Annotated in this window: 23 protein-coding genes, 1 tRNA gene and 1 pseudogene; 12 read left to right on the top strand and 13 right to left on the bottom strand. The window is 65.8% G+C overall.

From position 1 onward, the window contains the following. Nucleotides 1-109 precede the first annotated feature (109 nt). The 3 genes from QMA10_RS03315 (at nt 110) to QMA10_RS03305 (ending at nt 2,094) form a co-directional block, all read left to right on the top strand. Nucleotides 110-754, top strand: coding sequence for a DinB family protein (locus QMA10_RS03315; protein WP_290166169.1), 645 nt, complete (start codon nt 110-112; stop codon nt 752-754). 111 nt (nt 755-865) lie between these two features. Further along, nucleotides 866-1,639, top strand: coding sequence for a 3-oxoacyl-ACP reductase FabG (fabG, locus tag QMA10_RS03310; RefSeq protein WP_290166167.1), 774 nt, complete (start codon nt 866-868; stop codon nt 1,637-1,639). A 2-nt stretch (nt 1,640-1,641) separates the two neighbouring features. Further along, on the top strand, nt 1,642-2,094 hold the full coding sequence (locus QMA10_RS03305) for a MaoC family dehydratase (protein WP_290166165.1): 453 nt from the start codon (nt 1,642-1,644) through the stop codon (nt 2,092-2,094). 92 nt (nt 2,095-2,186) lie between these two features. Here QMA10_RS03305 and QMA10_RS03300 read toward each other — a convergent pair whose 3' ends face one another. The 11 genes from QMA10_RS03300 to QMA10_RS03250 form a co-directional block, all read right to left on the bottom strand. Beyond that, nucleotides 2,187-3,524 carry an ABC transporter substrate-binding protein gene (locus QMA10_RS03300; protein WP_290166163.1) on the bottom strand — a complete coding sequence of 446 codons (1,338 nt, stop codon included), beginning with the start codon at nt 3,522-3,524 and terminating at the stop codon, nt 2,187-2,189. After that, entirely contained in the window at nt 3,521-4,702 is a 1,182-nt protein-coding gene (locus QMA10_RS03295; protein WP_290166161.1) for a branched-chain amino acid ABC transporter permease, read from the bottom strand. Before QMA10_RS03295 ends, QMA10_RS03300 begins: the two co-directional genes overlap by 4 nt. Beyond that, on the bottom strand, nt 4,699-5,577 hold the full coding sequence (locus tag QMA10_RS03290; RefSeq protein WP_290166159.1) for a branched-chain amino acid ABC transporter permease: 879 nt from the start codon (nt 5,575-5,577) through the stop codon (nt 4,699-4,701). The genes QMA10_RS03295 and QMA10_RS03290 overlap by 4 nt, the downstream gene beginning before the upstream one ends. Nucleotide 5,578: 1 nt before the next feature. Further along, nucleotides 5,579-6,295, bottom strand: coding sequence for an ABC transporter ATP-binding protein (locus QMA10_RS03285; protein WP_290166157.1), 717 nt, complete (start codon nt 6,293-6,295; stop codon nt 5,579-5,581). After that, nucleotides 6,292-7,089, bottom strand: coding sequence for an ABC transporter ATP-binding protein (locus tag QMA10_RS03280; RefSeq protein ID WP_290166155.1), 798 nt, complete (start codon nt 7,087-7,089; stop codon nt 6,292-6,294). Before QMA10_RS03280 ends, QMA10_RS03285 begins: the two co-directional genes overlap by 4 nt. A 71-nt stretch (nt 7,090-7,160) precedes the next feature. After that, the gene (locus QMA10_RS03275; protein ID WP_290166153.1) at nt 7,161-8,135 is read right to left on the bottom strand and encodes an NADPH:quinone oxidoreductase family protein; all 975 of its coding nucleotides are present in this window, start codon (nt 8,133-8,135) and stop codon (nt 7,161-7,163) included. Beyond that, nucleotides 8,132-8,728 carry a TetR/AcrR family transcriptional regulator gene (locus tag QMA10_RS03270; RefSeq protein ID WP_290166151.1) on the bottom strand — a complete coding sequence of 199 codons (597 nt, stop codon included), beginning with the start codon at nt 8,726-8,728 and terminating at the stop codon, nt 8,132-8,134. The genes QMA10_RS03275 and QMA10_RS03270 overlap by 4 nt, the downstream gene beginning before the upstream one ends. Before the next feature lie 343 nt (nt 8,729-9,071). After that, a tRNA-Arg gene (locus tag QMA10_RS03265) sits at nt 9,072-9,144 on the bottom strand. Nucleotides 9,145-9,226: 82 nt separating this feature from the next. Then, entirely contained in the window at nt 9,227-10,768 is a 1,542-nt protein-coding gene (locus tag QMA10_RS03260; protein WP_290166149.1) for an FAD-dependent oxidoreductase, read from the bottom strand. Then, entirely contained in the window at nt 10,765-11,631 is an 867-nt protein-coding gene (locus tag QMA10_RS03255) for an FAD:protein FMN transferase (protein ID WP_290166147.1), read from the bottom strand. Before QMA10_RS03255 ends, QMA10_RS03260 begins: the two co-directional genes overlap by 4 nt. Before the next feature lie 7 nt (nt 11,632-11,638). After that, nucleotides 11,639-12,076, bottom strand: coding sequence for a hypothetical protein (locus QMA10_RS03250; protein WP_290166145.1), 438 nt, complete (start codon nt 12,074-12,076; stop codon nt 11,639-11,641). Nucleotides 12,077-12,263: 187 nt separating this feature from the next. Here QMA10_RS03250 and argS point away from each other — a divergent pair, with 187 nt between their 5' ends. The 9 genes and pseudogenes from argS to QMA10_RS03205 form a co-directional block, all read left to right on the top strand. Next, nucleotides 12,264-13,913, top strand: a complete 1,650-nt coding sequence (argS, locus tag QMA10_RS03245; protein WP_290166143.1) for an arginine--tRNA ligase — start codon at nt 12,264-12,266, stop codon at nt 13,911-13,913. Nucleotides 13,914-13,916: 3 nt separating this feature from the next. After that, complete coding sequence (gene lysA, locus QMA10_RS03240) at nt 13,917-15,368, top strand: diaminopimelate decarboxylase (RefSeq protein WP_290166141.1); 1,452 nt, start codon at nt 13,917-13,919, stop codon at nt 15,366-15,368. A 17-nt stretch (nt 15,369-15,385) separates the two neighbouring features. Then, nucleotides 15,386-16,684, top strand: coding sequence for a homoserine dehydrogenase (locus tag QMA10_RS03235; protein WP_290166139.1), 1,299 nt, complete (start codon nt 15,386-15,388; stop codon nt 16,682-16,684). A gap of 4 nt (nt 16,685-16,688) precedes the next feature. Next, entirely contained in the window at nt 16,689-17,804 is a 1,116-nt protein-coding gene (gene thrC, locus QMA10_RS03230) for a threonine synthase (RefSeq protein ID WP_290166137.1), read from the top strand. 93 nt (nt 17,805-17,897) lie between these two features. Further along, nucleotides 17,898-18,815, top strand: coding sequence for a homoserine kinase (thrB, locus tag QMA10_RS03225; protein ID WP_290166306.1), 918 nt, complete (start codon nt 17,898-17,900; stop codon nt 18,813-18,815). A 380-nt stretch (nt 18,816-19,195) separates the two neighbouring features. Continuing rightward, nucleotides 19,196-21,379, top strand: a complete 2,184-nt coding sequence (rho, locus tag QMA10_RS03220; RefSeq protein WP_290166135.1) for a transcription termination factor Rho — start codon at nt 19,196-19,198, stop codon at nt 21,377-21,379. Between the two features lie 218 nt (nt 21,380-21,597). Further along, nucleotides 21,598-22,677 (top strand): peptide chain release factor 1, encoded by a 1,080-nt coding sequence (gene prfA / locus QMA10_RS03215; protein WP_290166133.1) that lies wholly within the window; start codon nt 21,598-21,600, stop codon nt 22,675-22,677. 7 nt (nt 22,678-22,684) lie between these two features. Then, the gene (gene prmC, locus QMA10_RS03210; RefSeq protein WP_290166305.1) at nt 22,685-23,557 is read left to right on the top strand and encodes a peptide chain release factor N(5)-glutamine methyltransferase; all 873 of its coding nucleotides are present in this window, start codon (nt 22,685-22,687) and stop codon (nt 23,555-23,557) included. Between the two features lie 56 nt (nt 23,558-23,613). Next, nucleotides 23,614-24,264: pseudogene (locus QMA10_RS03205) on the top strand (L-threonylcarbamoyladenylate synthase); the annotation flags it as partial. Nucleotides 24,265-24,402: 138 nt separating this feature from the next. Here QMA10_RS03205 and QMA10_RS03200 read toward each other — a convergent pair. Both QMA10_RS03200 and QMA10_RS03195 read right to left on the bottom strand, forming a co-directional pair. Beyond that, nucleotides 24,403-25,416, bottom strand: a complete 1,014-nt coding sequence (locus QMA10_RS03200) for an NAD-dependent epimerase/dehydratase family protein (protein ID WP_290166132.1) — start codon at nt 25,414-25,416, stop codon at nt 24,403-24,405. Beyond that, on the bottom strand, nt 25,413-26,351 hold a 939-nt coding region (locus tag QMA10_RS03195), incomplete at its 5' end, for a glycosyltransferase (protein ID WP_290166130.1). The genes QMA10_RS03195 and QMA10_RS03200, both read right to left, overlap by 4 nt.

The raw sequence follows: 26,351 nt of genomic DNA, 5'->3' as shown, positions 1-26,351 counted from the left end.
TGTGCTTCTAGGGTGAAGTGACTGAGCGGTTGAAGGACACGGCGACTTGGGCACCGGAGTTCCGGCAGTCCCGTCGCTTCGATACGGAAGGTAACGGAAGGTAAAGGTTATGGAACGCGAACGGGACATGGTTGAGGCACCCGCTGCGGAAGAGGAGGGCAGGGGGCCGTCAGGCGGAGAAAGCCGAAGGTCCGGAGGCCCGCTGGATATTCCGCGCCTGCTGACTGACCAGATGCAGTGGCATTGGGAAAACCAGGCCCGCCCGCGGCTGGAAGGGCTGACGGACGACGAGTATTTCCGGGAACCCGTGCCGGGAGCCTGGAATGTACGGCCGCGGCCCTCGGGCGCGGGTGCGGAGGTGCCCGGGAAGGGCGGTTTCACGATCGACTTTGAGTATCCGGAACCGGTTCCTGCTCCGTTCACCACGATTGCCTGGCGGCTCAGCCACATCCTCGTAGGGGTGCTGGGCATGCGCAATGCTGCGCACTTCGGCGCTCCGGCGGTCAGCTACGAAACGTTTGAGTACCCTGGAACAGCGGCGGGAGCGCTGGAGCTGCTGGATGAGTATTACGGGACCTGGATCCGGTCCGTGGGGGCACTGGATGACGCAGCGCTCGCCGTGCCGGTGGGTGAGGCGGAGGGAAACTGGTCCCAGGCACCCATGGCAGAGCTGGTCCTGCATATCCACCGCGAGATGATCCATCACCTGGCCGAAGTCGCACTCCTCCGGGACTTGTACGTGCACCGTCAGTGATGGCCGGGCGGCCGGTTGAAGGCATCAACCGGAGAGTGATTGCTTACGTACCGCCCGGTCGGTACGCTCAGCCGTGACAGTATGACCCAGCTCACTCTTCGAGGAGAAAAGATGACCGAAGCCCAGGCACCTCCTTTTCAGCGGACCGCCATTGTCACCGGGGCAGCGCGGGGCATCGGCGCCGCCGTTGCCGCCCGTCTGGCGGCCGACGGCCACCGGGTCGGTGTGATCGACCTGCGGGAGGAGGACACCGCCGCCACAGTCGAAGCCATCAACTATTCCGGCGGAAAAGCGGTGGGGGTGGGAGCGGATGTCTCGGACGCGGGGGCAGTCGAAACGGCAGTAGCGCGGATCGCGGACGAACTGGGCGCCCCCGCCATCCTGGTCAACAACGCCGGCATCCTGCGGGACAACCTGTTGTTCAAGATGACGGACACGGACTGGGATGCCGTCATGGGCGTTCACCTGCGCGGCGCCTTCCTGATGAGCCGTGCCGTCCAGGTGCACCAGGTGCAGGAGAAATGGGGGCGTATCGTCAACCTTTCCAGCACCTCTGCCCTGGGCAACCGCGGCCAGGCCAACTACGCCGCTGCCAAAGCGGGGCTGCAGGGGTTCACCAAAACACTCGCCATCGAGCTGGGCCGGTACAACGTCACGGTCAATGCCATTGCCCCGGGCTTCATTGAAACCGACATGACCCGGGCGACGGCGGAGCGGGTCGGAGTGCCGTTTGACGACTTCGTGAAGCATGCGGTGGCGGAAATCCCGGTGGGCCGTGCAGGGACTCCGGCTGACATTGCCGCTGCGGCATCGTTCTTCATTCGGGAGGAAGCATCCTTTGTTTCCGGCCAGGTACTGTACGTAGCCGGCGGACCGAAGGCCTAGCAATGACACACTATGCCTCCGTCCAAGAACTTGAAGCCGCGGTGGGACAGCGCGAAACGAGCGAGTGGATCACGATCGACCAGGACCGGATCAACCGTTTCGCGGATGCCACGGATGATCATCAGTGGATCCACACCGAGCCTGAACGGGCTGCCGCCGGCCCGTTCGGCGCCACCATTGCCCACGGTTTCCTGGTCCTCTCACTGCTGCCCGCGCTGACCGCGGAGCGCGTGAGCCTCGACGGAACCGTCATGGGCATCAATTACGGTCTGGACCGCGTACGGTTTCCGCACCCCGTACCGGTGAACAGCCGGGTCCGGGTGGTCTCCGAGCTCTCGAAGGTTCAGAGCACAGTCCAGGGCCTCCGTGTTGTCACCGGCATCACCATTGAACTGGAGGGTGCGGACAAGCCGGCCGTGGTTGCCGACTGGATCACGCTGTACGTGCTGGCTTGAGCCCGGCAGGACGCTGAACGGGACGGACAGGAAAGGGACGGACCCGCCGCCGGCGGATCCGTCCCTTTTTTGATGCAGCCGCCCGGAGGGGCCTACTGCGGAATACCGTTCTCCGGCATTGCCGGACGGTCTTCGGTGTAGGCGCTGACCGAATCGCCGTCAGCGGAGTACGGCGATCCCGTGTAGGCCTGCACGCCGTCCGAAACCAGGGTGATCATGCCTCCGGTGTAACCGGCATGGCTGTCTGCGCTGAAGCCCAGCGGCACATGTCCGTTGCCCTGTACATCGCCGGACTCCAGTGCCTCCAGCAGCGACTCCCTTGTGGGGTTCTCGCCCGCCTCATGAAGGGCTTCGGCGAAGAGATAGCCAATGGACATGCCGAAAATGGTGTTTCCGTCAAATGCAGCTCCCGGATTGTATTCCTCGTTGATCTCCTTGAACTTGGCCGTCCACTCATCGTCCGTGTCGGTGTTGGCCGGAAGGTAGTTCGAACTGATGAAACCCTCCAGGAGTGCGTCGGTGTTCTCGCCGAGGTAACTGGACAGCGTGTTGTAATCCCCGCCGGCAGAGGACGCCGCCCACCTCGGCATATAGCCCAGCTTGGCCGCCGTTCCGATGGCCTGTGCGGTGAAGCCGTTGATGGACGCCAGGAAGTTGACATCGCAGCCGGCGGCCTGCAGGTCACTGATCTGCGCTGCCACGTCAGTGTTCGTCGTGGAATACACCTGGGTGCTGGCCAGCGAGTCACTGCCCAGCGCCGACTCAAGCCCGGTCTTGAAGTCCGCTCCGAAGTCGTCGTCCTGGCCGAAAAGGCAGTACGTGGCGTCCGGAAACTCTTCCTGCACATAGGCAGCCAGGCCCTTGGCCTCGGTGTCATAGTCCTGCATGAAACCGTAGGTGTAGGGATAGTTTTCGGGCTGGTTCCAGGTGGGGCTTCCCGAGGCAACAAACAGATCCGGGACCTCGTTGTCATTCAGGAAGTCCAGCACTGAGCTGTGCGGCGGCGTGCCGAGGCCGCCGACGACCGCGAACACTTCGTCCTGGAGCACCATTTCGCGCACCACGCTCTGGGTATTGGCGGGGTTGTAGCCGTCATCCTTGACCGTGTACTCAATGGTGCGGCCGTGGATTCCGCCGTTGGCGTTGACGTGGTCGAAGTAGGCCTTGGTGGCCGGTGAAATCGAGGCATATCCTGCTGCCGCCGGCCCGGTCAGGGGCTGGTGCGTTCCCACTGTGACCGTGCTGTCGGTGATCCCCGGAACGTCTTCAGCTGCCGTTGACGTACCTTCTCCGGAGGATCCGCAGGCCGCCAGGGTCAGGGCCGCCGCCGTGACCGCTGCGGCGAGGACGCTGTGTCTGCGCTTGTTTGCGGCGGGGCGCCTCTGGGCAGGAGTGCTGCGGACAGGGCCGGGGTGCTGGGAAACAATCATCGTTGACCTTTCGTGGTGGACAGTGTTCCTGAAGGGGGAGTGCCTGTTTCTGTGGCAGGAGCTTGTGTTCCTGATGAGGGAGTTTCTGCTGATGGGCGGGACTGCGGAACGGGTACGACGGCGGAGGCAGGGTTGGAAGGGCTTTGTCCGGGCGGGAAACGGGCCCGGAACCGCCGCCCGGCGGCCGTGATCAGCCCCTGGATGCCCCGCGGGGCGAGGAGGATGACCAGCACGAGGATGGTGCCGAACACCGCTACGGCGAGGTTGCCGTCCAGCCGGGCGGCGACGTCGGCGGAGACCGGCAGATTGGCAGTGAACGTATTGACCGCGTAGGGCAGGAACACCATGATCAGAGCGCCCCAGACCGCCCCGGTGAGCGAGCCGATGCCGCCAATGACCGCTGCCATCAGCAGATAGAGGGACAGCACCAGCGAGTAGGCCCCGGGGCTGGCGCTTTGGGTGACGTAGGCGAGCAGGCCTCCGCCCAGCCCCGCCGCGGCGGCACTGACCGTAAAGGAGATGATCTTGGTGCGGGCCGCGTTGACACCGGACAGGGAAGCAGCGGCGTCGTTGTCGCGCACGGCCCGCAGCTGGCGGCCAAACCGTCCGCGCAGCAGGTTATTCAGCACCACCATCACGGCGACGGCGCAGATGATGGCCAGCCATGCCTGCCACTGCTCGTTGCTGACGGTGCCGCGCAGCGCCGTCGGACGCTTCTCCACTGTGATCCACAGGCCCTGGTCTCCGCCCAGAACGGCGGAGAACGTGCTTGTGACCGCAGGTATGGCCACCACCAGGGCAAGGGTGAAGCCGGCGAGGTACGGCCCGTGCAGCCGTCCGGCGGCGCATCCGATGACCACGCCCAGGATGGAGGCGCCCAGGATGGAGGCGCCGAGCGGCACCAGCAGCAGGAGGGCGCCTTCCACTCCGGCCCCGGCGAGTGCGTTGGCGCTGAGGGCGTAGCTGTAGGCGCCGGCGGCCATGAGCGCCGCCTGCCCCAGGGAGAGCTGCCCGCCGGCTCCGGTCAGGAGGGTCAGCCCGGCCACGGCGCACAGGTACGCGCACGCGGTGGCCAATTGATAGGACCGGAAGGGTTCGACGACGAACGTCAGTCCGATCAGTGCCGCCGCCGCGGCGGCAGCCAGCAGCAGGGAAACCAGGGGTGTCAGCGGTCTCATGCCGTGCGCTCCTTCGTCATCGAAAACAGTCCCGCGGGGCGGAGCAGCAGCACTGCCAGCAGCAGGACCAGCACCGCGATGGGAGTCAGGGTGGCACCCAGATAGCCGCTGACCCAGCTGAGCACCACGCCCACGGCCAGCCCGCCCGCAACCGCACCGCCGGCGGAGTCGAGTCCGCCCACCACGGCAACGGTGAAGGCGTAGACGAAGACGGTGTCCACGGCATGCGGGTTCAGCCCCAGCTCCGTGGGGATGATCAGCAGTGCGGCCAGGGCGCCCACGGCCGAGGACAGGGCCCATCCCAGGGTCAGCATGCGGGAGGAGCGCACGCCCAGCAGCCGGGCCAGATCCGGGGCAAAGGCCGAGGCCCGCAGCCGCAGCCCCAGGGAGGTTTTCGTGAAGAGCAGGGCAAGGCCAACCACCATCAGTCCTACGCAGATGAAGATGAACAGATCGTAGGGGGAGACGGCGCTGACGCCGCCGACGGAAATCGGGGTGGAGCTGAACGGTGTGGCCATGGCCCGGTAACCGTTGCCGAAGATCATGCCCAGGGCAGCCTGTATCACCAGCAGCAGGCCCAGCCCGGCAATCACCGAGTTCAAGGGATTGGTGTTTCCCACAAACCGCATCACGGTCCGTTCCACCAGGGCGCCAAGCACCAGCCCGGCGACGACTGCGGACGCCAGCCCCAGCCAGTAGTTGCCGGTGGCGCTGGTGACGGTGAAGGCGATGTACGTGGTGGCCACGGCCATCGCTCCCTGGGCGAAGTTCACGATGCGGGCGGCGCGCCAGATGATGACCAGTGAAAGCGCGAAGGCGGCCAGTACGGCACCGCGGGCCAGACCGTCGACGGTGAGGAAGAGAAATCTGTCCATGTCAGAACCCCAGGTAGGTGTGGCGCAGGTCGGTGTCCGCAGCCAGGTCGGCAGCGGAGCGGGCAGCGACGACGGAGCCGAGGTTGAGGACCACGCCGTCGTCGGCCACGGAAAGGGCGCTGCGGACGTTCTGCTCGATCAGCAGGACGGTCAGGCCGGTGTCGTCGCACAGGGTGCGCAGCAGGCCCAGAATCTGGGCGGTGATGCGCGGAGCCAGGCCGAGCGAGGGTTCATCGAGCAACAGCAGCCGCGGATTGGCCATGAGGGCGCGGCCGAGGGCGAGCATCTGGCGTTCACCGCCGGAGAGCTGATGCCCGGGGGCCCTGCGGCGCCGGGCCAGCGGCTCAAACAGTTCGTACATGCGCGCCAGCAGAGTTGCCGCTGCGGCACGGTCCCGGCGCCACAAGCCGCCCAGGCGCAGGTTTTCCTCCACTGTCAGTTCGGTGATGACGCCGCGGCCCTCCGGTACGAGTGCGATGCCGCGGCGCACCATGTTTTCCACCTTGGTGCCGGCCAGGGCAGCGCCGTCGAAACTGATGTATCCCGCGGCCGGTTGCAGCTGACCGATGATCGTGCGCAGCAGGGTGGTTTTGCCCGCACCGTTGGCGCCGACGACGGCGGTGATGCTGCCTGCCGCCACACTGAGGCTGACGCCGTGCAGGACCGGAACCGGGCCGTAGCCGGCACTGACTGATTCCATCACCAGGAGTCCGCTCATACCGGTTCAACTCCCAGATAAGCATCAGTGACGGCTTGGTTGGCACCGATTTCCGCGGGGGTGCCTTCGGCAATCAGCTTGCCGAAGTCCAGGACCGCAATGCGCTCGCAGACGTTCATGACCAGGTCAACGTGGTGTTCCACCAGGACCACGGAACAGCCGGTTGCCGGAACGGACTGGATGATCGCGGCAAGTTCATCGATGTCCTCGTGCGCCAGTCCGCCGGCGGGTTCATCCAGCAGCAGGAGGCGGGGAGCACCTGCGAGTGCGCGGGCGAGGGCTACCTTCTTCCGGATGCCGTAGGGGAGGGTGTCCGGCAGCGCGGCCGCAAAGGACACAATGCCGAGGTCATCCAGGCTCCGGAGTCCGCGCTCGCGCAGCAGTGCCTCTCCGCGCCGGGAGCGGGGCAGGGCCAGGGCATCCTCCGCAGGGTTGTGCCGGGCGGTGCTTTCCAGCCCGAGCATGACGTTTTCCAGGACGGTCAAACCGGGAAACAGGCCCAGGCCCTGGAGGGTTCTGGCGACACCTTGACGCGTGAGCCGGTGGCGCCGCGGCCGGAACGCTTCACCGTCGAGTTCCAGGGATCCTGATGCCTGCGTGGTGAACCCGCAGATGACGTTGAAGAGCGTCGTCTTGCCGGCGCCGTTGGGTCCGATAATGCCGACGACGGCGCCCGCCGGGACAGCGAATGACACCGAGTCCAGGGCTGTCAGGCCGCCGAACCGCACACTGACACCGGCGAAGCGCAGACGTGGCGGTTCTAAAACCGACTGGTCGGTATGTATAACTTCCATGAGTACTCCGTTGTCTCGTTGAAGCTTCCTGTGTTGAAACGGATCGGGCTGAGCCGCGTTGGCGCGTGCAGTTACAGGGTCAGCACCACCCGCCCTGCGGTCTTGCCGTCGCCCAGGCGCTGGACGGCGTCGGGGGCTGATGCAAACGGTGCGGTTTCGGTGACCACGGGACGGATCAACCCCTTGTCCGCCAGAAGGGTGAGCTGTTCATGCACCTCGGCAACGAGTTCCGGTGCCTTCTTGGTGTACAGCGCCCAGTGCAGTCCCAGGAGCGAGTAGTTCTTGACCAGGGCATGGTTCATGCGGGCGGTCTGCAGGGTTCCGCCGGCAAACCCGACGATGACAATGCGTCCTTCGAAGGCGATGCACTTGGTGGAGCGGTCAAAGGTTTCGCCGCCCACGGGATCGTAGATGACGTCGGCTCCGCGGCCGCCGGTTGCTTCGTTGACAACTTGGACAAAGTCCTCGGTGCTGCGATTAACGACAATGTCCGCGCCTGCCGTTTCCGCAACCCTGCGTTTGGCTTCGTTGCCCACCACGCCGATCACGGTGGCGCCGGCGGCTTTGCCCAGCTGCACGGCTGCCGTGCCCACGCCGCCCGCTGCGGCATGGACCAGCAGGGTTTCGCCGGGGACAATCCGTGCCCGCCGGTGCAGCCCAAAGTAGCCGGTCTGGTAGCCGATGCACAGGGCGGCGGCTTCGGCGTCGGAGAGGGATGCCGGAGCAGGAAATGCCGTGGCAGCCGGAACCTGCACCTCCTCGGCCATCACGCCCAGATGCGTGGCAATGACGCGGTCGCCCAGTTGAAAGCCGCTGACTCCGTCGCCGATTCCGGTGACGGTGCCGCAGAGTTCGATGCCCGGCACGAAGGGCAGCTCCGGCTTTTCCTGGTATTCCCCGCGGCACAGCAGCACATCGGGGAAATTCAGCGCCACGGCGAGGGTTTTCAGCACCAGCGACCCCGGTGCAGCGGATGGGGAGGGCAGATCCGTGAGGCGCAGGGCCTCACGCGGCTCGGCAAGGGTTACGACGTTCCAGGCTTTCATGGGGATCCTTCGAGGGAAGCAGGCCGCAGCCCGGCGAGGTACAGATCGGTCAGTTGTTTTGCCACCTGCTGCTTGGTCAGGGGGCCGTGCGGCTGGTACCAGTACGAGAGATAGTGCGGGTTGGCGAAAAAGTTGGCCACGAGGACAGCTGTGGGAATGTCGCTGCGGAAAACGCCTTCGTTTTGGCCGCGGACGATCAGGGCAGCGAAGACCTCGCTGTAACTGCGGCGCCGTCTCTTTACTTCTTCCATCCGGTCGGGGCTGAGCATGTGCTGGGAGCGGAAAAAGACGGCGCCTTCGCGGATCCACTCAATCGAGGTGATGAGGACGTCTTCACACGCCAGCCGCACGGTCTCCTCCACCGGAAGGTTCCGTGCCGTAATTTCTTCCAGGTTGCGGTGCTGCAGGGTCAGGATGCGGTCGTAGATATCGAAAAGCAGATCATCCTTGGAATCGAAGTAGTGGTACAGCGCCCCCTTGGTGACTCCGGCGGCGTCGACAATCTGCTGGACGCTCGTTTTGGCATAGCCTTGGGTGGCGAAGAGGTCCACGGAAACGCGGGTGAGTTCCTCTTTGATGTTCAGGGTTTTCATGGGGCGGTGTTCCGTGTTTCTCGTAGCGGGATTCGGCCACCCGGACCCGGCTTCTCGAGATCGAGGAACCGACCGGTTGGTATGTGCCACACCATACCGCCCGCCGGCCTGCTCTGCGCAAGGGTTTTGAGTAACTATTTGCGGGGCGGGTGAATTTTTACTACGTGGTCTGATCCCCGTCCTGGACCCGCCCCACCAAGGGGTCAGCCGGACGCGGCAGCGCGCCCATGAACAGCGGGCCGCCGGGAAATGCGGAAATCGCCGGAACGCAGGAACCCGGAACTCAGAAACCCGGAACGCAAAAGAACCCCGCAACCAGTGCGGGGTTCTTTCTGTCTCAAAGTGCCCTCGATAGGATTCGAACCTACGGCCTGTTGCTCCGGAGGCAACCGCTCTATCCCCTGAGCTACGAGGGCAAGGACGCCGGTAAACCGGCAGGTCCTGTGGGACTCAAGAAGCTTAGCAGGTCCGGCGCGCCGTGTGAAAACGCAGCCTGAATCAGTAGCCCAGAAAGGCATCCGTCTTCACGGTGCGGACGCCGGCTCCGCGGACTGCGGCACGTGCCTCAGCCACTGCCGAGGGGGAACCGGAGATGTAGGCGGCACGCCGTGCGGCGTCGGGAACCGCGCGGCCCAGGGCCTGTGCATCCGGCAGGCCGGGTCCCAGCCAGGTCCATCCGCTGATCTGCGGATCGGTGGGAGTGCAGGCCAAAACGCGGATTCCCATGCCGTGCAGTTCCGCCGCATAGGCCAGTTCCTCCGTTGAAGAGGCCGCGTAGACCAGGACGATGTCGGATCCGTTGGTGCCCCTGCCGATCTGCCCGCGCGCGGCCAGCGAACGCAGCTGGCTCATGAATGGAGTGATTCCGATGCCGGAAGCTATCAGCAGCACAGGAACGCCGGGACGGCGGGGGAGCAGGAAGTCCCCGGCCACTGACGTTCCGGTCACCACAGAACCGGGCTTCAGCTTCATCAGGGTGGCTTTGAAGGAGCTGGACGGTTCGCTGACGCGCAGCCCCACCGCCACTGTTTCCGGCTTTTCCGGTGCCGTGGTGAGGCTGAAGATGCGGCGGGCGCCGCGGGCATCGGGGCTGGCATGGGGCAGGCTCAGCTCCACATACTGTCCCGGGCGGAACTTCAGCGGCCGCAGCGGCTCAAAGACCAGCTCCCGGGCCGTGGGCGTCAGTGCGCGGTTGTCCCGCAGCCGCAGCCGGATTCCTGCACGCGGTGCCAAGGCAAAGGCCAGCAGGTTCCCGGCGAGCAGCGCCAGTTCAGGGGACATATAAACCGGACCCAGGTTTAGCGGTACGGCAAACAGGACGCCGACGACGGCGGCCTCCAGCAGGCGCTGGATATGCCTGGGCGGCAGGGTCAGCGGCTCGGACAGCATGAATCCGGCGAAGAACAGCACCGGGTAGGACGCAAACAGGGTGGCCAGCGCCGTCGTCAGCGGTTCCCCGCCGGACAGGAACCGCGCCGTGATGATTGTCCCCGAGGCCAGCAGGAACACTCCGGCCATGGGCAGCAGCCGGTTGCGGTAAAGAATCAGCGCGGCAGCGGGCAGGACAACCACCAGGATCAGCGGTGCCGCCACCCACCACACGGCGCTGTTCAGGCCGGTGACGGCCAGCAGAGCTGCGCCGAAGGCCGCGGGATTGAAGATGTGCCGGCCGCGCCACACCAGCAGGTACTTGGACGCCGTGGCAGCCCCGGCCGCGAGCGCCACGGTCAGGAGCTGGCCTCCTTCGGTGGAGGGCCAGAACAGGAAGAAGAGAAGCAAACCGGTAATCAGCGAAGAGTCGGTCTGCGGCCGGGTGCGGAACAGCAGCCCCATGACGCGGCTGGCCACCAATGAGGAGACAACGGCGGTGGCGGCCGTGGCCGCGAGTTCGGCCGGAGTGTAGAACAGCTGTCCGGCAACGGAGAGCGCAAAGGACCACGCCGTCATGACCAGCAGCAGGACAACGGTCAGCCGGTACATCGTCCAGCGGCCGGCGAAAGCGTCCAGCCGGCGGGAGGTGGCGGACAGGGAAAGACTCATGAAAACAGAACTCCAGCCATGGCATCTGAGAAAGTGGCCCGCCCGTCCGAAAACATCCGCACATAGTCAAAGGCGAATTCTTCGGCGAGCGTGCCGGGGTCGGTGAAAAACAGGGCGGTGGCCAGCCCGTCGGCGGTCATGGCGTCATCTGCCAGCACCCAGGCGGCTGCCACCGTCTCCACGGGACGGCCGGTCCCTGCATCAACAATATGGTGCAGTCCGTCTCCCCATTGCCGGCGGTTGGACGCCGAGGCACACAGCGCCCGGTTGTGCAGCGGAAGCACACCCACGGCCCGCGTGGTGTCATACGGGTGTTCCAGGGCCACCCGCAGCGGGCGGGGGCCGCTGTGCCGCAGGTCGGAACCGGCGTCCACCGTCAGCTCCCGGTGTCCGGACGCGTGCAGCAGCTCGAAGACCAGGTCAACCAGCTGTCCCTTTCCCGCGGCGCCGATGTCGAAGGTCACCGGCACTGAGGTGTTCAGCACGGTTCGGTCCCCAAGCGCCTGCCAGGACGCCGAAGCCGCCCAGTCCGGTGCCGGAGACGGGCCTGCGGAGGCAAACGAGTACGCCGCGTCGTAGCCGAGCTTCTCCAGCGACGACCCGACCAGGGGATTGACGGCGCCGCCGCTGAGCCGGTGGAGGGTGTCGAAGAGACTCAGCAGCGGTGCAGCGGTGACCGGAAGGTCCACGGTCCCCGGGGCTGCGGCCAGCGGTGCGATGGCCGAGTCCTGCCGGAAACGTGAGTAAGTCCGGTCATAGGACTCCACCGCCTCTGCGAGGGCGGCCCGCTCCTGGACCGTCAGCGGGGCGGCGGTGCTCACGGTCCAGGCGGTGCCAATGGCCTCGAAGCTGAAATCCGGCATGGAAAGGTCAGCTCGCGGCTTCCATCCGGATGGCGTCCAGGGCCTTGTTGAATCCGGAGCTGGTCAGGGACGAGCCGGCAACCTTGTCCACATTCAGCTCATCAAGCTTCTTGCCGACCACCTGTGACTCGATGCCGGAGGTGAATTCGCGCTGATACTGCTTGGAGGTGGGGTTGTTGCCGGACGTTTGAACGTCCAGGGAGGTGACAACGTTGCCTTCCAGCGTCAGCGTCACATCCACTTCTTCGGTCTGGTTGGACGGCGGGATGTAACTTCCGGCGGCGGAGTACGTTCCGTCCCCGTAGCTGCCGGTACGAACCGGCGACTCCGCAGCCGGAGACTCTTCCGCGGCGGAAGCGCCGTCGTTCGCTGTGCCGGCGCAGGCAGTGGAGGCCAGCGTCATTGATGCGGCGGCGAACAGCAGGGTCTTGCGTGTGGGGGTCATTATTCTCTCCTTGGAGGCGGGATCCCTATCCATTACAACGTATTCGGATGTGCCTTGCCTGTGCCCCGCCTGAGCAGCGGGTGCTGCCGTCCCCTCCGGACCCGTCCCGGCCGCGGGGCTGGATGACTGTGAGCGGGCGCCGTCACAGTTCGCGGACCGGCACCTGCCCGGAGGCTATGCTTAACCGGTGACTCCTGAAGAACTTTCCTCCGCCGTAACTGCCTGCCTCCAAGACGCCATCGATGCCGGTGATTTCAGCATCGACGTGCCCCGGGAGGTGCGCGTGGAGCGGCCGAAGAACCGCGACCACGGTGACTGGGCCACCAACATCGCGCTGCAGCTCTCCAAGCAGGCCGGCATGAACCCGCGCCAGTTCGCGGAGATTCTCAAGGGCCGCCTTGAAAAGATCGACGGCGTTGCCAAGGTGGACATTGCCGGACCCGGCTTCCTGAACATTACGCTCGACGCCGGTGCCGCCGGCGAGCTGGTCAAGACCATTGTGGATGCCGGTGAGTCCTACGGCACCTCGGAGATCCTCAAGGGCACCCGGATCAACCTCGAGTTTGTTTCCGCGAACCCCACCGGACCCATCCACCTGGGCGGAACCCGCTGGGCCGCCGTCGGCGACGCCCTGGCCCGAATCTTCCAGTCGCAGGGCGCCGAAGTCACCCGCGAGTACTACTTCAATGACCACGGCGCGCAGATTGACCGCTTTGCCCGGTCCCTGCTGGCCTCAGCCAAGGGCGAGGCCGCTCCCGAGGACGGCTACGCCGGCGGATACATTGAAGACATTGCCAACCGCATCCTGGCGGTGGAACCGGACATTATGGAACTGCCTGACGCCGAAGCCCAGGAACACTTCCGCGCAGCCGGCGTCGACTTTATGTTCGCCGACATCAAAGAATCCCTGCATAACTTCGGCGTGGACTTTGACGTCTTCTTCCATGAAGATTCCCTGCATGAAAACGGCCAGGTGGACAAGCTGCTGGAGCAGCTCAAGGGTTCGGGGAACCTGTATGAGAAGGACGGCGCCTGGTGGCTGAACTCCTCCGAGTTCGGTGATGACAAGGACCGCGTAGTCATCAAGTCCGACGGCAACGCCGCTTACATCGCCGGAGACATCGCCTACATCCAGAACAAGCGCGACCGCGGCTTCGACCTGAACTTCTATATGCTCGGCGCCGACCACCACGGCTACGTGGCCCGGCTCAAAGCCGCTGCCGCCGCTCTGGGCCATGACCCGGAGTGCGTTGAGGTGCTGATCGGCCAGATGGTGAACCTGGTCAAGGACGGCAAGCCCGTGCGCATGTCCAAGCGCAACGGCACCGTGGTTACCCTTGAGGACCTGGTGGACGCCGTGGGCGTGGACGCGGCCCGCTACACGCTGGCCCGCTTCTCCGCCGACTCCAACATTGACATTGATCTGGACCTGCTGACCAAGCGCAGCAACGAGAATCCGGTGTTCTACGTCCAGTACGCCCACGCCCGCACCTACGCCCTGGCCCGCAATGCCGAGGCCGCCGGCGTAGACGACTCGGCCTTCGATGCGTCCCTGCTGACGCACCCCACCGAGGGCGAACTGCTGGCTGCGCTGGGACAGTTCCCCGGCGTCGTCGCGCAGGCCAGCGCGTTCCGTGAACCGCACCGCGTGGCCCGCCATCTGGAAGTTATTGCCGGCACCTACCACCGCTGGTACGACGCCTGCCGCATCGCACCCCAGGGTGACGAGGAAATCACCGATGTGAACCGCACCCGCCTGTGGCTGAACCTTGCCACCCGCCAGGTCCTGGCCAACGGCCTGGGCCTGCTGGGAGTCTCCGCTCCGGAACGGATGTAATTCATGACTGTTTCCCCGCTCGCCCCCGAATGGCTCAGCCACCCGGAGGACGCCGATGCACTGCGCCCGCAGATGTGGGCCCGCGACGTCAGCCGCAGCACCCACGGCGAACTGCAGGTGGCCGGCGTGTCCGTCTCCGCACTGGCCGAGGAGTTCGGCACCCCGCTGTTCGTAGTCTCCGAAGCGGACTTCCGTGCCCGTGCCCGCGATTTCAAGGATTCCTTTGACGCTGCCTTTGCCGATCTGTGCGGGGGAGTGGACGTCTACTATGCGGGCAAGGCGTTCCTCTGCACCGCGGTGGCCCGCTGGGTGCGGGAAGAAGGTCTGCGGCTGGACACCTGCTCCGGCGGGGAGCTGGCCGTGGCCCGCCGCGCCGGGATTCCCGGCAGCGAACTCGGCCTGCACGGCAACAACAAGTCCGACGCCGAGCTGATCCGCGCCCTGGACATGGGCCTGGGGCGGATTGTGGTGGACAGCATGGCCGAGCTGCAGCGTTTGGACGCCCTGGCGGTGTCCCGCGGGGAACAGGCCAACGTCATGCTGCGGCTAACCCCCGGTGTGCACGCGCACACGCATGAATTCATTGCCACGGCCCACGAGGACCAGAAGTTCGGCCTCTCCATGGCACCGGACCCGGCTGCCGGCGGCGTATCGCCGGCCGCTGCCGCTGTAGCCGCTGCGCTGGACGCCAGGGGCATCCGCCTGCTGGGCCTGCACTGCCACATCGGCTCGCAGATCTTCGAACCCGAAGGCTTTGAACTGGCCGCCAAGCGGCTGCTGGGCTTTTTGGCGGACATCAAGGCAGCCCACGGCGTCGAACTGCCGGAGCTGGACCTTGGCGGCGGTTACGGCATTGCCTATACCGAAGCGGACACCCCGCGCCCGCCGGCCGAAATCGCGCAGGCGATGGCCGCCGTCGTCGGCTCCACCTGCACCGAGCTGGGACTGGCCGTTCCGCGGATCTCGATTGAGCCCGGCCGCGCCATCGTTGGCCCCACCACCTTCACCCTGTACCGCGCCGGGACGGTCAAGACGGTGCGGGTGGACACTGCCGGCGGCGGTACCGCCGAACGCCGTTACGTTTCAGTGGACGGCGGCATGAGCGACAACGCCCGCCCCGTGCTCTACGACGCTGACTATTCCGCCGTGCTTGCCTCGCGGACGTCGGAACATGACGCCGTTATGTCACGCGTAGTTGGCAAACACTGCGAGAGCGGGGACATAGTGGTTCGGGACGTCTATCTTCCGGCGGACACCGGCGACGGCGATCTGCTGGCCGTTCCGGGAACGGGCGCGTACTGCTGGGCCCTGTCCAGCAATTACAACTACATTGCCCGTCCGCCCGTGGTTGCCGTATCGAACGGCGCCGCGCGGCTCATTATCCGCGGAGAAACCGAAGAAGACCTGCTGGCCCGGGACGTAGATACACCGGCGCCCGACCGCCCGAATCGCTGAAGGAGAAGGCACGCACCATGAAGACCCTGAAAGTTGCCCTGCTGGGCTGCGGAAACGTTGGCTCGCAGGTTGCCCGGATCCTTCTTGACGACGCCGAAGACCTGGCCTCGCGCACCGGAGCCCGTTTGGAACTGACCGGCATTGCCGTGCGCAATCCGGACGCGCCGCGCGACACGGAGCTGCCGCGGAACCTGTTCACCACCGATGCCGAGAAGCTGGTGGAAGACGCGGATATTGTCATCGAGCTGATGGGCGGCATGGAGCCGGCCCGCTCGCTGATGCTGCACGCCATCGGCCACGGCGCTTCAGTGGTCACCGGCAACAAGGCCCTGCTCGCCGCCGATGGAGCCGCACTGTTCGAAAAGGCCGACGCAGCAGGTGTCCGGCTGGCTTACGAAGCCGCCGTCGCCGGAGCCATTCCCATCCTGCGCCCCATCCGCGACAGCCTCTCCGGTGACCGCATCACCAAGGTCATGGGCATCGTCAACGGCACCACCAACTACATCCTGGACGCCATGGACAGCACCGGCGCCCAGTTCGCCGATGCCCTGGCCGAGGCGCAGCGCCTGGGCTACGCGGAAGCGGATCCCACCGCAGACGTTGAAGGACACGACGCCGCCGCCAAGGGTGCCATCCTCGCCTCGCTGGCCTTCCACACCAACTTTGACCTGGCGAATGTGTCCTGTGAGGGAATCTCTTCCGTGACGGCCGATGACATTGCCGCGGCAAAGGACGCCGGCTTTGTCATCAAGCTGCTGGCCATCGCGGAAAAGCTGGACAACGACGGCGAACCCGGCGTCAGTGTCCGCGTACATCCCACGCTGCTGCCGCGCACACATCCTCTCGCCGCTGTGCACGGGGCCTTCAACGCGGTGTTCGTGGAAGCCGAAAACGCCGGGGAACTCATGTTCTACGGCCAGGGCGCCGGCGGCGCACCCACGGCGTCGGCCGTGATGGGCGACGTCGTCTCCACCGCCCGCCGACTCGTCCTGGGCGGACCGCTCGGTGCTGAAACGCCCACCGGATCCGTGCCGGCACTGCCGTTCGCCAAGGTCACCACCAGCTACAGCATCGGCCTGCAGGTCACCGACCAGCCGGGCGTCCTGGCTGCGGTTGCGCGGGTCTTCGCCGAGCACGGTGTGTCCATCGAGACCATGCGCCAAACCATCCATGCTGACGGCACGGCGTCATCCGCCGAACTGCGTTTTGTTACGCACCGTGCATCCGAGGCTGCACTGGCCGCCACCGTCGAGGCCATCAAGGGCCTGGACATCATCAATTCAGTCACATCCGTCCTGCGGGTAGAAGGGGTCTAATACCGTGGCTCATCAATGGCGCGGCGTCATCGCCGAATACGCCGATCGTCTTCCCGTCACCGAGAGCACCGAGATCATTACCCTCGGTGAGGGCGGTACTCCGCTGGTGAAGGCGAAGGCCCTTTCCGAACTGACCGGCAACGAGGTTTACCTCAAGGTCGAGGGCATGAATCCCACCGGCTCCTTCAAGGACCGCGGGATGACGATGGCCATGACGGCCGCCGTCGAATCCGGCGCCAAGGCCGTGGTGTGCGCCTCCACCGGCAATACCTCCGCTTCGGCCGCCGCGTATGCAACGCAGGCCGGCATCACCTGCGCCGTCCTGGTTCCGGACGGCAAGATCTCCATGGGCAAGCTCAGCCAGGCCATTGCGCACGGCGCTGAACTGCTGCAGGTTAACGGCAACTTCGACAACTGCCTGGACGTGGCCCGCAAGCTCGCCGAGGCCTACCCGGTGTTCCTCGTGAACTCCGTCAACCCCGCCCGCATCGAAGGCCAGAAGACCGCTGCCTTCGAAGTGGTGGACTACCTCGGTGATGCCCCCGATTACCACCTGCTGCCCGTGGGCAACGCCGGAAACATCACCGCGTACTGGAAGGGCTACCGGGAATACGCCGAGCCCTACACCAACGTTGCAGGCGAGGAACTGGCCCCGGTGGCCACCAAGACTCCCGTCATGTGGGGTTTCCAAGCCGAAGGCGCATCGCCGCTGGTCAAGGGCCACCCGGTGACGGACCCGGACACCATTGCCACCGCCATCCGCATTGGCAACCCCGCCTCCTGGGAGCAGGCCATTGCCGCCCGCGACGAGTCCGGCGGCCTGATCGAAGCCGTGACGGATACCGAGATCCTCGAAGCGCACCGCTGGCTGTCCTCCCGGGAAGGCGTCTTTGTGGAGCCGGCCTCCGCCGCGGGAGTGGCAGGGCTGCTCAAGAAGCACGCCGCCGGGGAAGCTCCCGCCGGCAAGAAAATTGTCATCACCGTCACCGGCCACGGCCTGAAGGATCCGCAGTGGGCCCTGCGCACCGCGGACGGTTCCGATGTTGAACCCACCAAGGTGGACTTCGACGTCGTTTCCGTTGCCGCTGCACTGGGCCTGGAAGCACAGGCTGCGGGCTAGGCGAACATGCACGTGAGCGATTCCGCCGCATCCCGCACCGCCCCCGCGGCTCCGTTCGGAGCTGCGGGGGCAGCCGTTGCCGCCGGACAGGACATCACCGTCCGTGTGCCGGCGACCAGCGCCAACCTGGGTCCGGGCTTCGACAGCCTGGGGCTTGCTGTTGGTCTGTATGACACCGTGCGGGTGCGCACTTCGGCGGAGCCCGGCACCACGGTGAGCATCAGCGGGGAAGGCGCCGCAACGCTGCCCACGGATGACACCCATCTGGTGGTCCGAACCATCCGGGAAACCGTTGCGTCCGCCGGGTTTTCCGTGCCCGGGCTGCAGCTGGAGGCACAGAACGTTATTCCGCACGGCCGCGGTCTGGGCTCCTCGGCGTCCGCCATTGTGTCAGGGGTGCTGGCAGGCAATGCCCTGCTGCCCGCAGAACAGCGTTTGGATGCCGCAGCTTTGCTGGATCTCTGCTCGAGGCTGGAAGGCCACCCGGACAATGTGGCCCCTGCACTGGCCGGCGGTTTGGCAATCTCCTGGGAAGAGGACGGCATCTTCCGGTCGGTCAGCGCGCCGGTGCACGGGGAGATCATCCCGGTTGCCGCGGTCCCGGCCACCGAGCTGTCCACTGAGAGCGCCCGCGGTTTGCTCCCGGGAGAGGTTCCGCATGCTGCCGCTGCGGCGAACTCCGGGCGGGCTGCCCTGCTCATTCATGCCCTTGGCACCGAACCCGCGCTGCTGCCCGAAGGAACAGTTGATTTCCTGCACCAGGAATACCGGGCGGCAGCAATGGCACCCAGTGCCGCCCTCATGCTGCACCTGCGCAAACACGGCATTGCGGCGGTCATTTCCGGTGCGGGTCCGACGGTGATGGCGCTGGCCAACGGCGAGGCCCAGGCGGAGCAGGCCGAGCGGTTGATCGCCAGCCACCTTGCAGCCGCGAAAACTGCCGACTTCTGGCGTGTTTTGCGGCTGAGTGTTGATCGTGTTGGTGCTAGAGTGGAAGAGCACCAGCGGTAATAACCGTCTTTTGTGCTCCCGCATCCAGGCCGTCCGTATCTGGACCGCCCTGAGTAATTGTTGAAAACTCGCTGTCAGGGGCATACTGTCCAAGCATCGTGTTGAATACTCTTATTCAATTGCGGAAGCGCAAATCCTCGGTGCAGCCTTCGGGTACTGCCAAGAAAAGGTCAGTTCCCTTGAATGCCGCGTAGTTCGGCAGCAAAGCTGACCTAACTCCTGTGGATTTCTTTCCAAGAGGCACCAGTAGATTCGCCGTTGCCCGGCTCTTGCCGGAACCGGCGAACCCTGACCCCCATGTCTGACCATCGGGGGACCAGGGCCAAATCATCCGCGGCCGGCATTGCGCCGGACCGCCCGACGAGGGGGAAGGATCCTTCGTGACCGATACCACTGACCTGACAACAGGTGTGGACTCAGCTACCGCCGGAACCAACGGCGAAGCGACTTCAAAGAGCTCCGGACTGGCAGGCCTCAAGCTTGCACAGCTTCAGGCGCTTGCCGGCCAGCTGGGCATTACCGGCGGATCCCGCATGCGTAAGGGAGATCTCGTAACGGCCATCTCCAACCATCAGCGGGGCGGCGCAGTCGCCGACCGGCCGGTCCGGGGCGCCAAGACCGAGACCGCCCAGGCCGATGTTGCCACTGCTGCGTCCGCCGCCCCGGCCGCAGCTGAGGCTCCGGCCGCAGAGCAGACTGCTCCCGAGCGTCCTGCGCGGACCCGTAACCGCAACCGCCGTGCAGCCAGTGACGGAGTAGTCACCACGCCCGCCGCCGAGGCTCCCGCGCGCAACGCCGCTGAGCCCGCACAGGCCGAGGCACCGCGCGAGGAAAACTCCCGCGAGGAAGCTCCGCATGAAGAGCAGCCGCAGCGCGAGCGCACCAACCGCCGTTCACGCAGCCGCCGTGCGGACAGCGACGGCCTTTCCGAGAACAGCCGGACAGACAACAGCAAGGCCGAGCAGTCGAACGCCGACTCCGCGCAGTCCAACGCTTCGGAGAACGGTGCGGGCGCCCCGGCAAACGGCACGCCCTCCGAGGACCGCCGCGACAACAGCCGCAGCGACAGCCGTGAGAACAAGCGCGACAATAACCGCGGCGAGCGCGAGAACAACCGCGGCGATCGTGACAGCAACCGCGGCGAGCGCGAGAACAACCGGAATGACCGCAGCGACAGCCGCGACAACAACCGGAATGACCGCAGCGACAGCCGCGACAACAACCGGAATGACCGCAGCGACAGCCGCGACAACGACGGCGACGAGAACGGGCGCGGACGCAACCGCCGCAACCGCAACCGGAATGACCGCAATGACCGCAGCGACCGGAACGACCGTTTCCGTGACCGCAACGAGCGCCGCCGCAACCGGAACCAGAACCCGGATGTTGACGACGTCGAGGTCACCGACGATGACGTTCTGCTGCCCGTAGCCGGCATCCTGGACGTCCTGGAAAACTACGCGTTTGTCCGCACCTCCGGTTACCTGCCGGGCCCGAACGACGTCTACGTGTCCCTTGCCCAGGTCAAGAAGTACAACCTGCGCAAGGGTGACGCCGTTGTCGGCGCCATCCGTGCACCGCGTGAAGGCGAAAACCAGGGCGGCAACCAGCGCCAGAAGTTCAACGCACTGGTTCGTCTGACCTCGGTCAACGGCAAGCCCGCGGAGGACAACAAGGACCGCGTGGAGTTCTCCAAGCTGGTTCCCCTGTACCCCTCAGAACGCCTGCGCCTGGAGACCTCCGCCAAGGTGATCGGCCCCCGGGTCATTGACCTCGTTGCTCCGATCGGCAAGGGCCAGCGCGGCCTGATCGTCTCCCCGCCGAAGGCCGGTAAGACCCTGATCCTGCAGGCAATCGCCAACGCCATCACGATCAACAATCCTGAGGTTCACCTCATGATGGTCCTCGTGGACGAGCGTCCCGAAGAAGTCACGGACATGCAGCGAACGGTCAAGGGCGAGGTCATCGCCTCCACCTTCGACCGTCCCGCCGATGACCACACCACGGTCGCCGAACTCGCCATCGAGCGGGCCAAGCGCCTCGTGGAAATGGGGAACGACGTCGTCGTCCTCCTGGACTCCATGACCCGCCTGGGCCGTGCCTACAACCTGGCCGCTCCGGCGTCGGGCCGTATCCTGTCCGGTGGTGTGGATTCGTCCGCACTGTACCCGCCCAAGCGTTTCTTCGGTGCTGCCCGCAACATCGAAAACGGCGGTTCGCTGACCATCCTGGCCACAGCCCTGGTGGAGACCGGATCCAAGATGGACGAGGTCATCTTCGAGGAATTCAAGGGCACCGGCAACATGGAACTGCGCCTGTCCCGCAATCTTGCGGACAAGCGCATCTTCCCAGCCGTGGACGTCAACGCGTCCGGTACCCGCCGCGAAGAGAACCTGCTGTCTCCGGACGAGGTCAAGATCATGTGGAAGCTGCGCCGCGTCCTGTCCGGCCTGGACACCCAGCAGGCGCTGGAGCTGCTCACCGGAAAGATCCGGGAGACGCAGTCCAATGTTGAGTTCCTGATGCAGGTCCAGCAGACCACCCTGGGCACCAAGGACAACTAGCTGCCTTACCAAGCCGCTCATATTCCGGCCTCCGCCTTCCGCGGACGGACGGAGTCTGGGCGGCTTGGCAGTTAACGCGCGGTCCCGGAGGCTCAGGCACACCGGGCGGCCGGGCGCGGATAAACTGCTGGTGGGCAGTCGAATAATCTCCGCCGTGAAATTGCCATGGAACCGTCCGGTTTGGGACGGTTCCAACCATGGAAAGAGGAACGTAAAACATGTTTGAGTCCATACAGGGTCTGTTGGATGAGCACGCAGAGCTGCAGCTGCGGCTTTCCGATCCCGCAGTGCATGCGGATCAGGGCCTGGCCCGGCGGCTTGGGCGGCGCTATGCCGAGCTCAGCCGCATCGTGGACGCCTACAACAAGTGGCACGCCCTCGAAGACGACCTCGCAGCAGCGTCCGAGATGGCAGCGGAGGATCCGGAATTTGCCGCCGAGGTGCCGGTCCTGAAGGAGCAGCTGGCTGAGGCACAGGAAATCCTGCGCCGCCTGCTGATTCCGCGTGACCCCAATGACGGCCGTGATGTCATCATCGAGGTCAAGGGCGGCGAAGGCGGCGACGAAGCAGCACTGTTCGCCGGGGATCTGCTGCGCATGTACACCCGTTATGCCGAACACCGCGGCTGGCGCACCGAGATTATCTCCGCCACCGAGTCCGATCTGGGCGGCTACAAGGATGTCTCGATGGCTATCAAGGGCAATTCGAATGACCCGGCGGAAGGCGTTTACGCCCGTCTGAAGTATGAGGGCGGCGTGCACCGCGTCCAGCGTGTGCCCGTGACTGAGTCCCAGGGCCGCATCCACACCTCGGCCGCCGGCGTGCTGGTGCTGCCCGAAGTGGATGAGCCTGAAGAAGTCGAAATCAACCAGAATGACCTGAAGATCGACGTCTACCGTTCCTCCGGCCCCGGCGGACAGTCAGTGAACACCACCGACTCCGCCGTGCGCATTACCCACCTGCCCACGGGAATTGTGGTGGCCATGCAGAACGAGAAATCGCAGCTGCAGAACCGCGAAGCCGCCATGCGTGTCCTCCGCTCCCGCATCCTTGCGCACGAGCAGGAGAAGATCGACGCCGCGAACTCGGATATCCGGAAGTCGCAGATCCGCACCATGGACCGCTCCGAGCGCATCCGCACGTACAACTACCCGGAAAACCGGATTGTGGATCACCGCACCGGCTACAAGGCGTACAACCTGGACACCGTCCTGAACGGCGAGCTTGAAGCCGTGGTCCAGGCCGCCATCGAAATGGATGAGCAGGCCCGCCTGGACGCCATTGGTGACGAGAACTAACCTGCCGATGGAATCCACCACCCTGGCAGCGGCTCTGCGTGAGGCGACAGCCACTCTGGCCGCCGCCGGGGTACCCACCCCGGCCGTGGACGCCGAACTGCTGGCCGCCCATCTGCTGGGGGAGTCCCGCGGCAGGGTGAAGGCGCTGGCCTTCACCGAGGCACCGGTTCCGGCGGGCTACGCCGAGCTGGTGGCCGAGCGGGCCACCCGCGTGCCGCTGCAGCACCTGACTGGTTCCGCGTCCTTCCGCTACCTCGAGCTGAAGGTAGGCCCCGGCGTCTTTGTGCCCCGGCCCGAGACGGAGACGGTGGTGCAGCTGGCCATCGACCATGCCCGTGCGGTTCTGGCCGCAGGGAAGCCTGCGGTTCGGGCCGTGGATTTGGGCACCGGCTCCGGGGCCATTGCCGCAGCCCTGGCCTCCGAGGTTCCGGAGGCCGAGGTGACCGCCGTCGAGCTGAGCCCGCTGGCGCTGGCCTGGGCACGGCAAAACCTTGAACCGCGAGGAGTCCGCCTCCTGCACGCAGACCTGCGGACCGCTCTGGCGGATGAAAACGGCAGCTTTGACGTGGTGGTCTCCAACCCGCCCTACGTCCCCGCCGATGCCGTTCCCAATGAACCCGAAGCCGCCGAGCATGATCCGGCCATGGCACTGTACGGCGGCGGGCAGGACGGACTTGAACTGCCGCTGGCTGCGGCGGCCACCGCTGCCCGGCTGCTGCTTCCGGACGGTTACTTTGTCATGGAACACGCCGAGGTCCAGGCCGAGCGGATTGCTGCGCTGCTGTCCGCGCAAGCGTGCTGGAGCGGCGTTGCCACGCACACCGATTTGAACGGACGTCCGCGGGCCACTTCCGCGGTGCGGACCCCGTACCCCGGCTAAACCCACTGAACCTCACATCAAACAGATGTACTGATCCCAAGGAAACAAGGAACCCCGTGACTACCACTTACGACTGCACTGATCCGCAGAGCCGAAGCGAGGGCCTGGCCAAGGCCCAGCAGGCTGTGGCTGCCAAGCAGTGCGTGGTCCTGCCCACCGACACCGTGTACGGCATCGGTGCTGACGCCTTTTCGCCCCAGGCCGTGGCAACTCTGCTGGCTTCGAAAGGCCGGGGCCGGTCAATGCCGCCGCCCGTGCTGATCCCCCGGATGCAGACCATGGACGGGCTGGCCACGGATGTTTCCGAGGACGCGCGGGCGCTGGCCCAGGCCTTCTGGCCCGGCGGGCTGACGCTGATTTTCCATGCCCAGCCCTCCCTGACCTGGGACCTTGGCGACACGATGGGTACTGTTGCCCTGCGGATGCCCGATGACCCCGTTGCCCTGGAACTGCTGAACCTCACCGGGCCGCTGGCAGTCTCATCGGCTAACCGCACCGGCAACCCCGCAGCTCAGACTGCGGCCCAGGCCCGTGAGCAGCTGGCCGAGTCTGTGGAGGTTTATCTGGAGGCCGGACCCCGTCCTGAACACGGCGAGGCCGGCGTGCCGTCCACCATTATCGATGCCACCTCCGACACCCTGCGCGTGGTGCGGCAGGGTGCGATCAGCCTGGAGCGGCTGCAGGAGGTCGTGCCGGGAGTTCAGGGTCCGTCTCAGGACGCAGCCTAAGGCCAGATCCCGCTTGAGTGTCGACGTCGTGCGGTTTTCCGGCCGCGGCCGAAGCGGCGTGATCTCTACACTCGGCGGGGAGGGTGCGGGGGCGGTGCGGGGCCACCCGCGAACGGGCTAGCGGTTCGCCGGTTCCCGGACCTGCACCGAGCGCAGGACTTCCTGCACCCGGGGCTCGGGAACGTTGCCGGTCGCTTCGGCCCACCCGGGAACCTGCCGCTGGCCAAACCACATCATTTCCAGACGGCGCAGCGGACCGTGCAGGCGCTCCCCGGCGAGGGAGGAGAGTCGGTAGCCGATCCGGAGGGCGCTGCGGCACAGCCATTGGGGCAGGCGCAGCGGCTTCCGCCCGCCCGCCGCTTCCAGCACGCCTGCCACCGTGGCCTGCTCCCAGGGCTGCAGGACGACGGCGGGAACAGGGCCTGAGTGCAGGCCCACCGTGCGGACGAACTGCACGAGTGAATCCACCGAGCTGACCGGGGAAGGCGCCGATCCTGTGCCCGCAACAGTGGCCAGGGGCGAGGAGGCCAAACGGGCAAGACTGACCGTGGTGGGCCGCTGCGGTCCCTGAACAGAGGTAGCCCGGATAGTCACAACGCCGCAGGAACCCCCGGACCGTGCCGCCAAACCGCGCTCACCCAGGGCCTTGGACCGCGAATAGGCGGAAAACGGCTGCACATAGCTGGTTTCATCAAGGAACGGACGGTGCCCCTGGACGGCGGCGCTGCTCAGATGGACGAAACGTCGAACCCCGGCGGTGTCTGCGGCATCGGCAACCACCAGCGGCAGCAGCCCATTTGCGCCGCGGAGAGCGGGGGAGTCTGTTCCCCCGGGCGTGGCGAGACCGGCGGCATTAATAACGACGTCGGCACCGGCCAAGGCGTCCGCGAGCTCCGCCCGCACCGCAGCCAGCGCAAAAGCTTCCTTCAGCAGCCCCTCCGTATCTTCGGCGCTCGATTCAAGCCTGGGTGCTGTTACAGCACGCACGCTAAGCCCGGCGGCACGCAGCGAGGCGCATAAGGCGCTGCCGATGAAACCGGAGGATCCCAGCACGGCCCAAACGCCCGGGCGCGGCGGCTCGCCGGCGCTGGAGCTCTGAACTGCGGGATGGTGCGGAAAAGAGTACGTCAAACCTGGTGCTTCCGATCGGGGGAGGGGTCCGGGTCAAGCGGCCTCATGGGCTGCCATGATCCATCGTGCAGGATCAACCGGCTTTCCCGCCAACCGCGCCACAGGCTCGGCACTCCGGCAACGCGGCGCTCCACGGCAACCAGCCGGAGAATCTCCTTGCCTGCCGTCAGCAGCGTACCCAGTGCAAAGCCGAGGCGGTTGTACCGCCCGTGTGCCCGCAGGTACTGGCCGGTGTGGCCCCGGTTGCGCATGGAATAGAAGCGGCTGAGGTCACTGGAATCGTTCAAGTGCCGGATTCCCAGGTCAATCTGTTTCTGCGGGCGGACCTTCTGCAGCACAAAGTCATTGACGTAGACCACGTCGGTGAGGCGGGAAGCAAGCCAGCCGTAGATCTCATCATCGCCGTTGATGAAGTACCGCTCGTCCGGAAGCCCGATTCGGCGCACGAGATCAGCTGAAATCAGCATGCCTTCAAAGCAGCCCACATTCGTTGAGAAAGCCGCGCTGTCCCGGAAGACGTTGCCGCGGACCGGAATGTGGATGCCGAGGAACGGAAGGAAACGGTGCTGCCAGAAGAACGGAGTGCCTGCCTCGTCCAGGCGTCTGCCGTGGATGCAGCCGTACGTTCCGGTCCATTTGCGAAGTGCCGTCACGGCACCCGGAAGCACCACGACGTCGTCGTCCATCAGCCACAGCCATGACGCGCCTTCGTCCAGGGCACGCTCGACGCCGGCCGCGAATCCGCCGGCACCGCCGGCATTGACGGACAGCCGCACGTTTACCAGCGGCATCGTGAGCCGGGAGGCAGCGGCTGTTATGACGTCCTGGGTGTCATCGGTGCTGGCATTGTCCACCACCACAATCCGCTCCGGCGCCGGATCCAGGGCGGACACCGAATCCAGCAGCCCGCGCAAATATCCGGACCGGTTGAAAGT

Origin of the sequence: Arthrobacter sp. APC 3897 (assembly GCF_030407495.1) — a bacterium.
In the GTDB taxonomy this organism is placed as follows: Bacteria; Actinomycetota; Actinomycetes; order Actinomycetales; family Micrococcaceae; genus Arthrobacter_B.
This window is presented reverse-complemented; position numbering and strand designations above follow the sequence as displayed.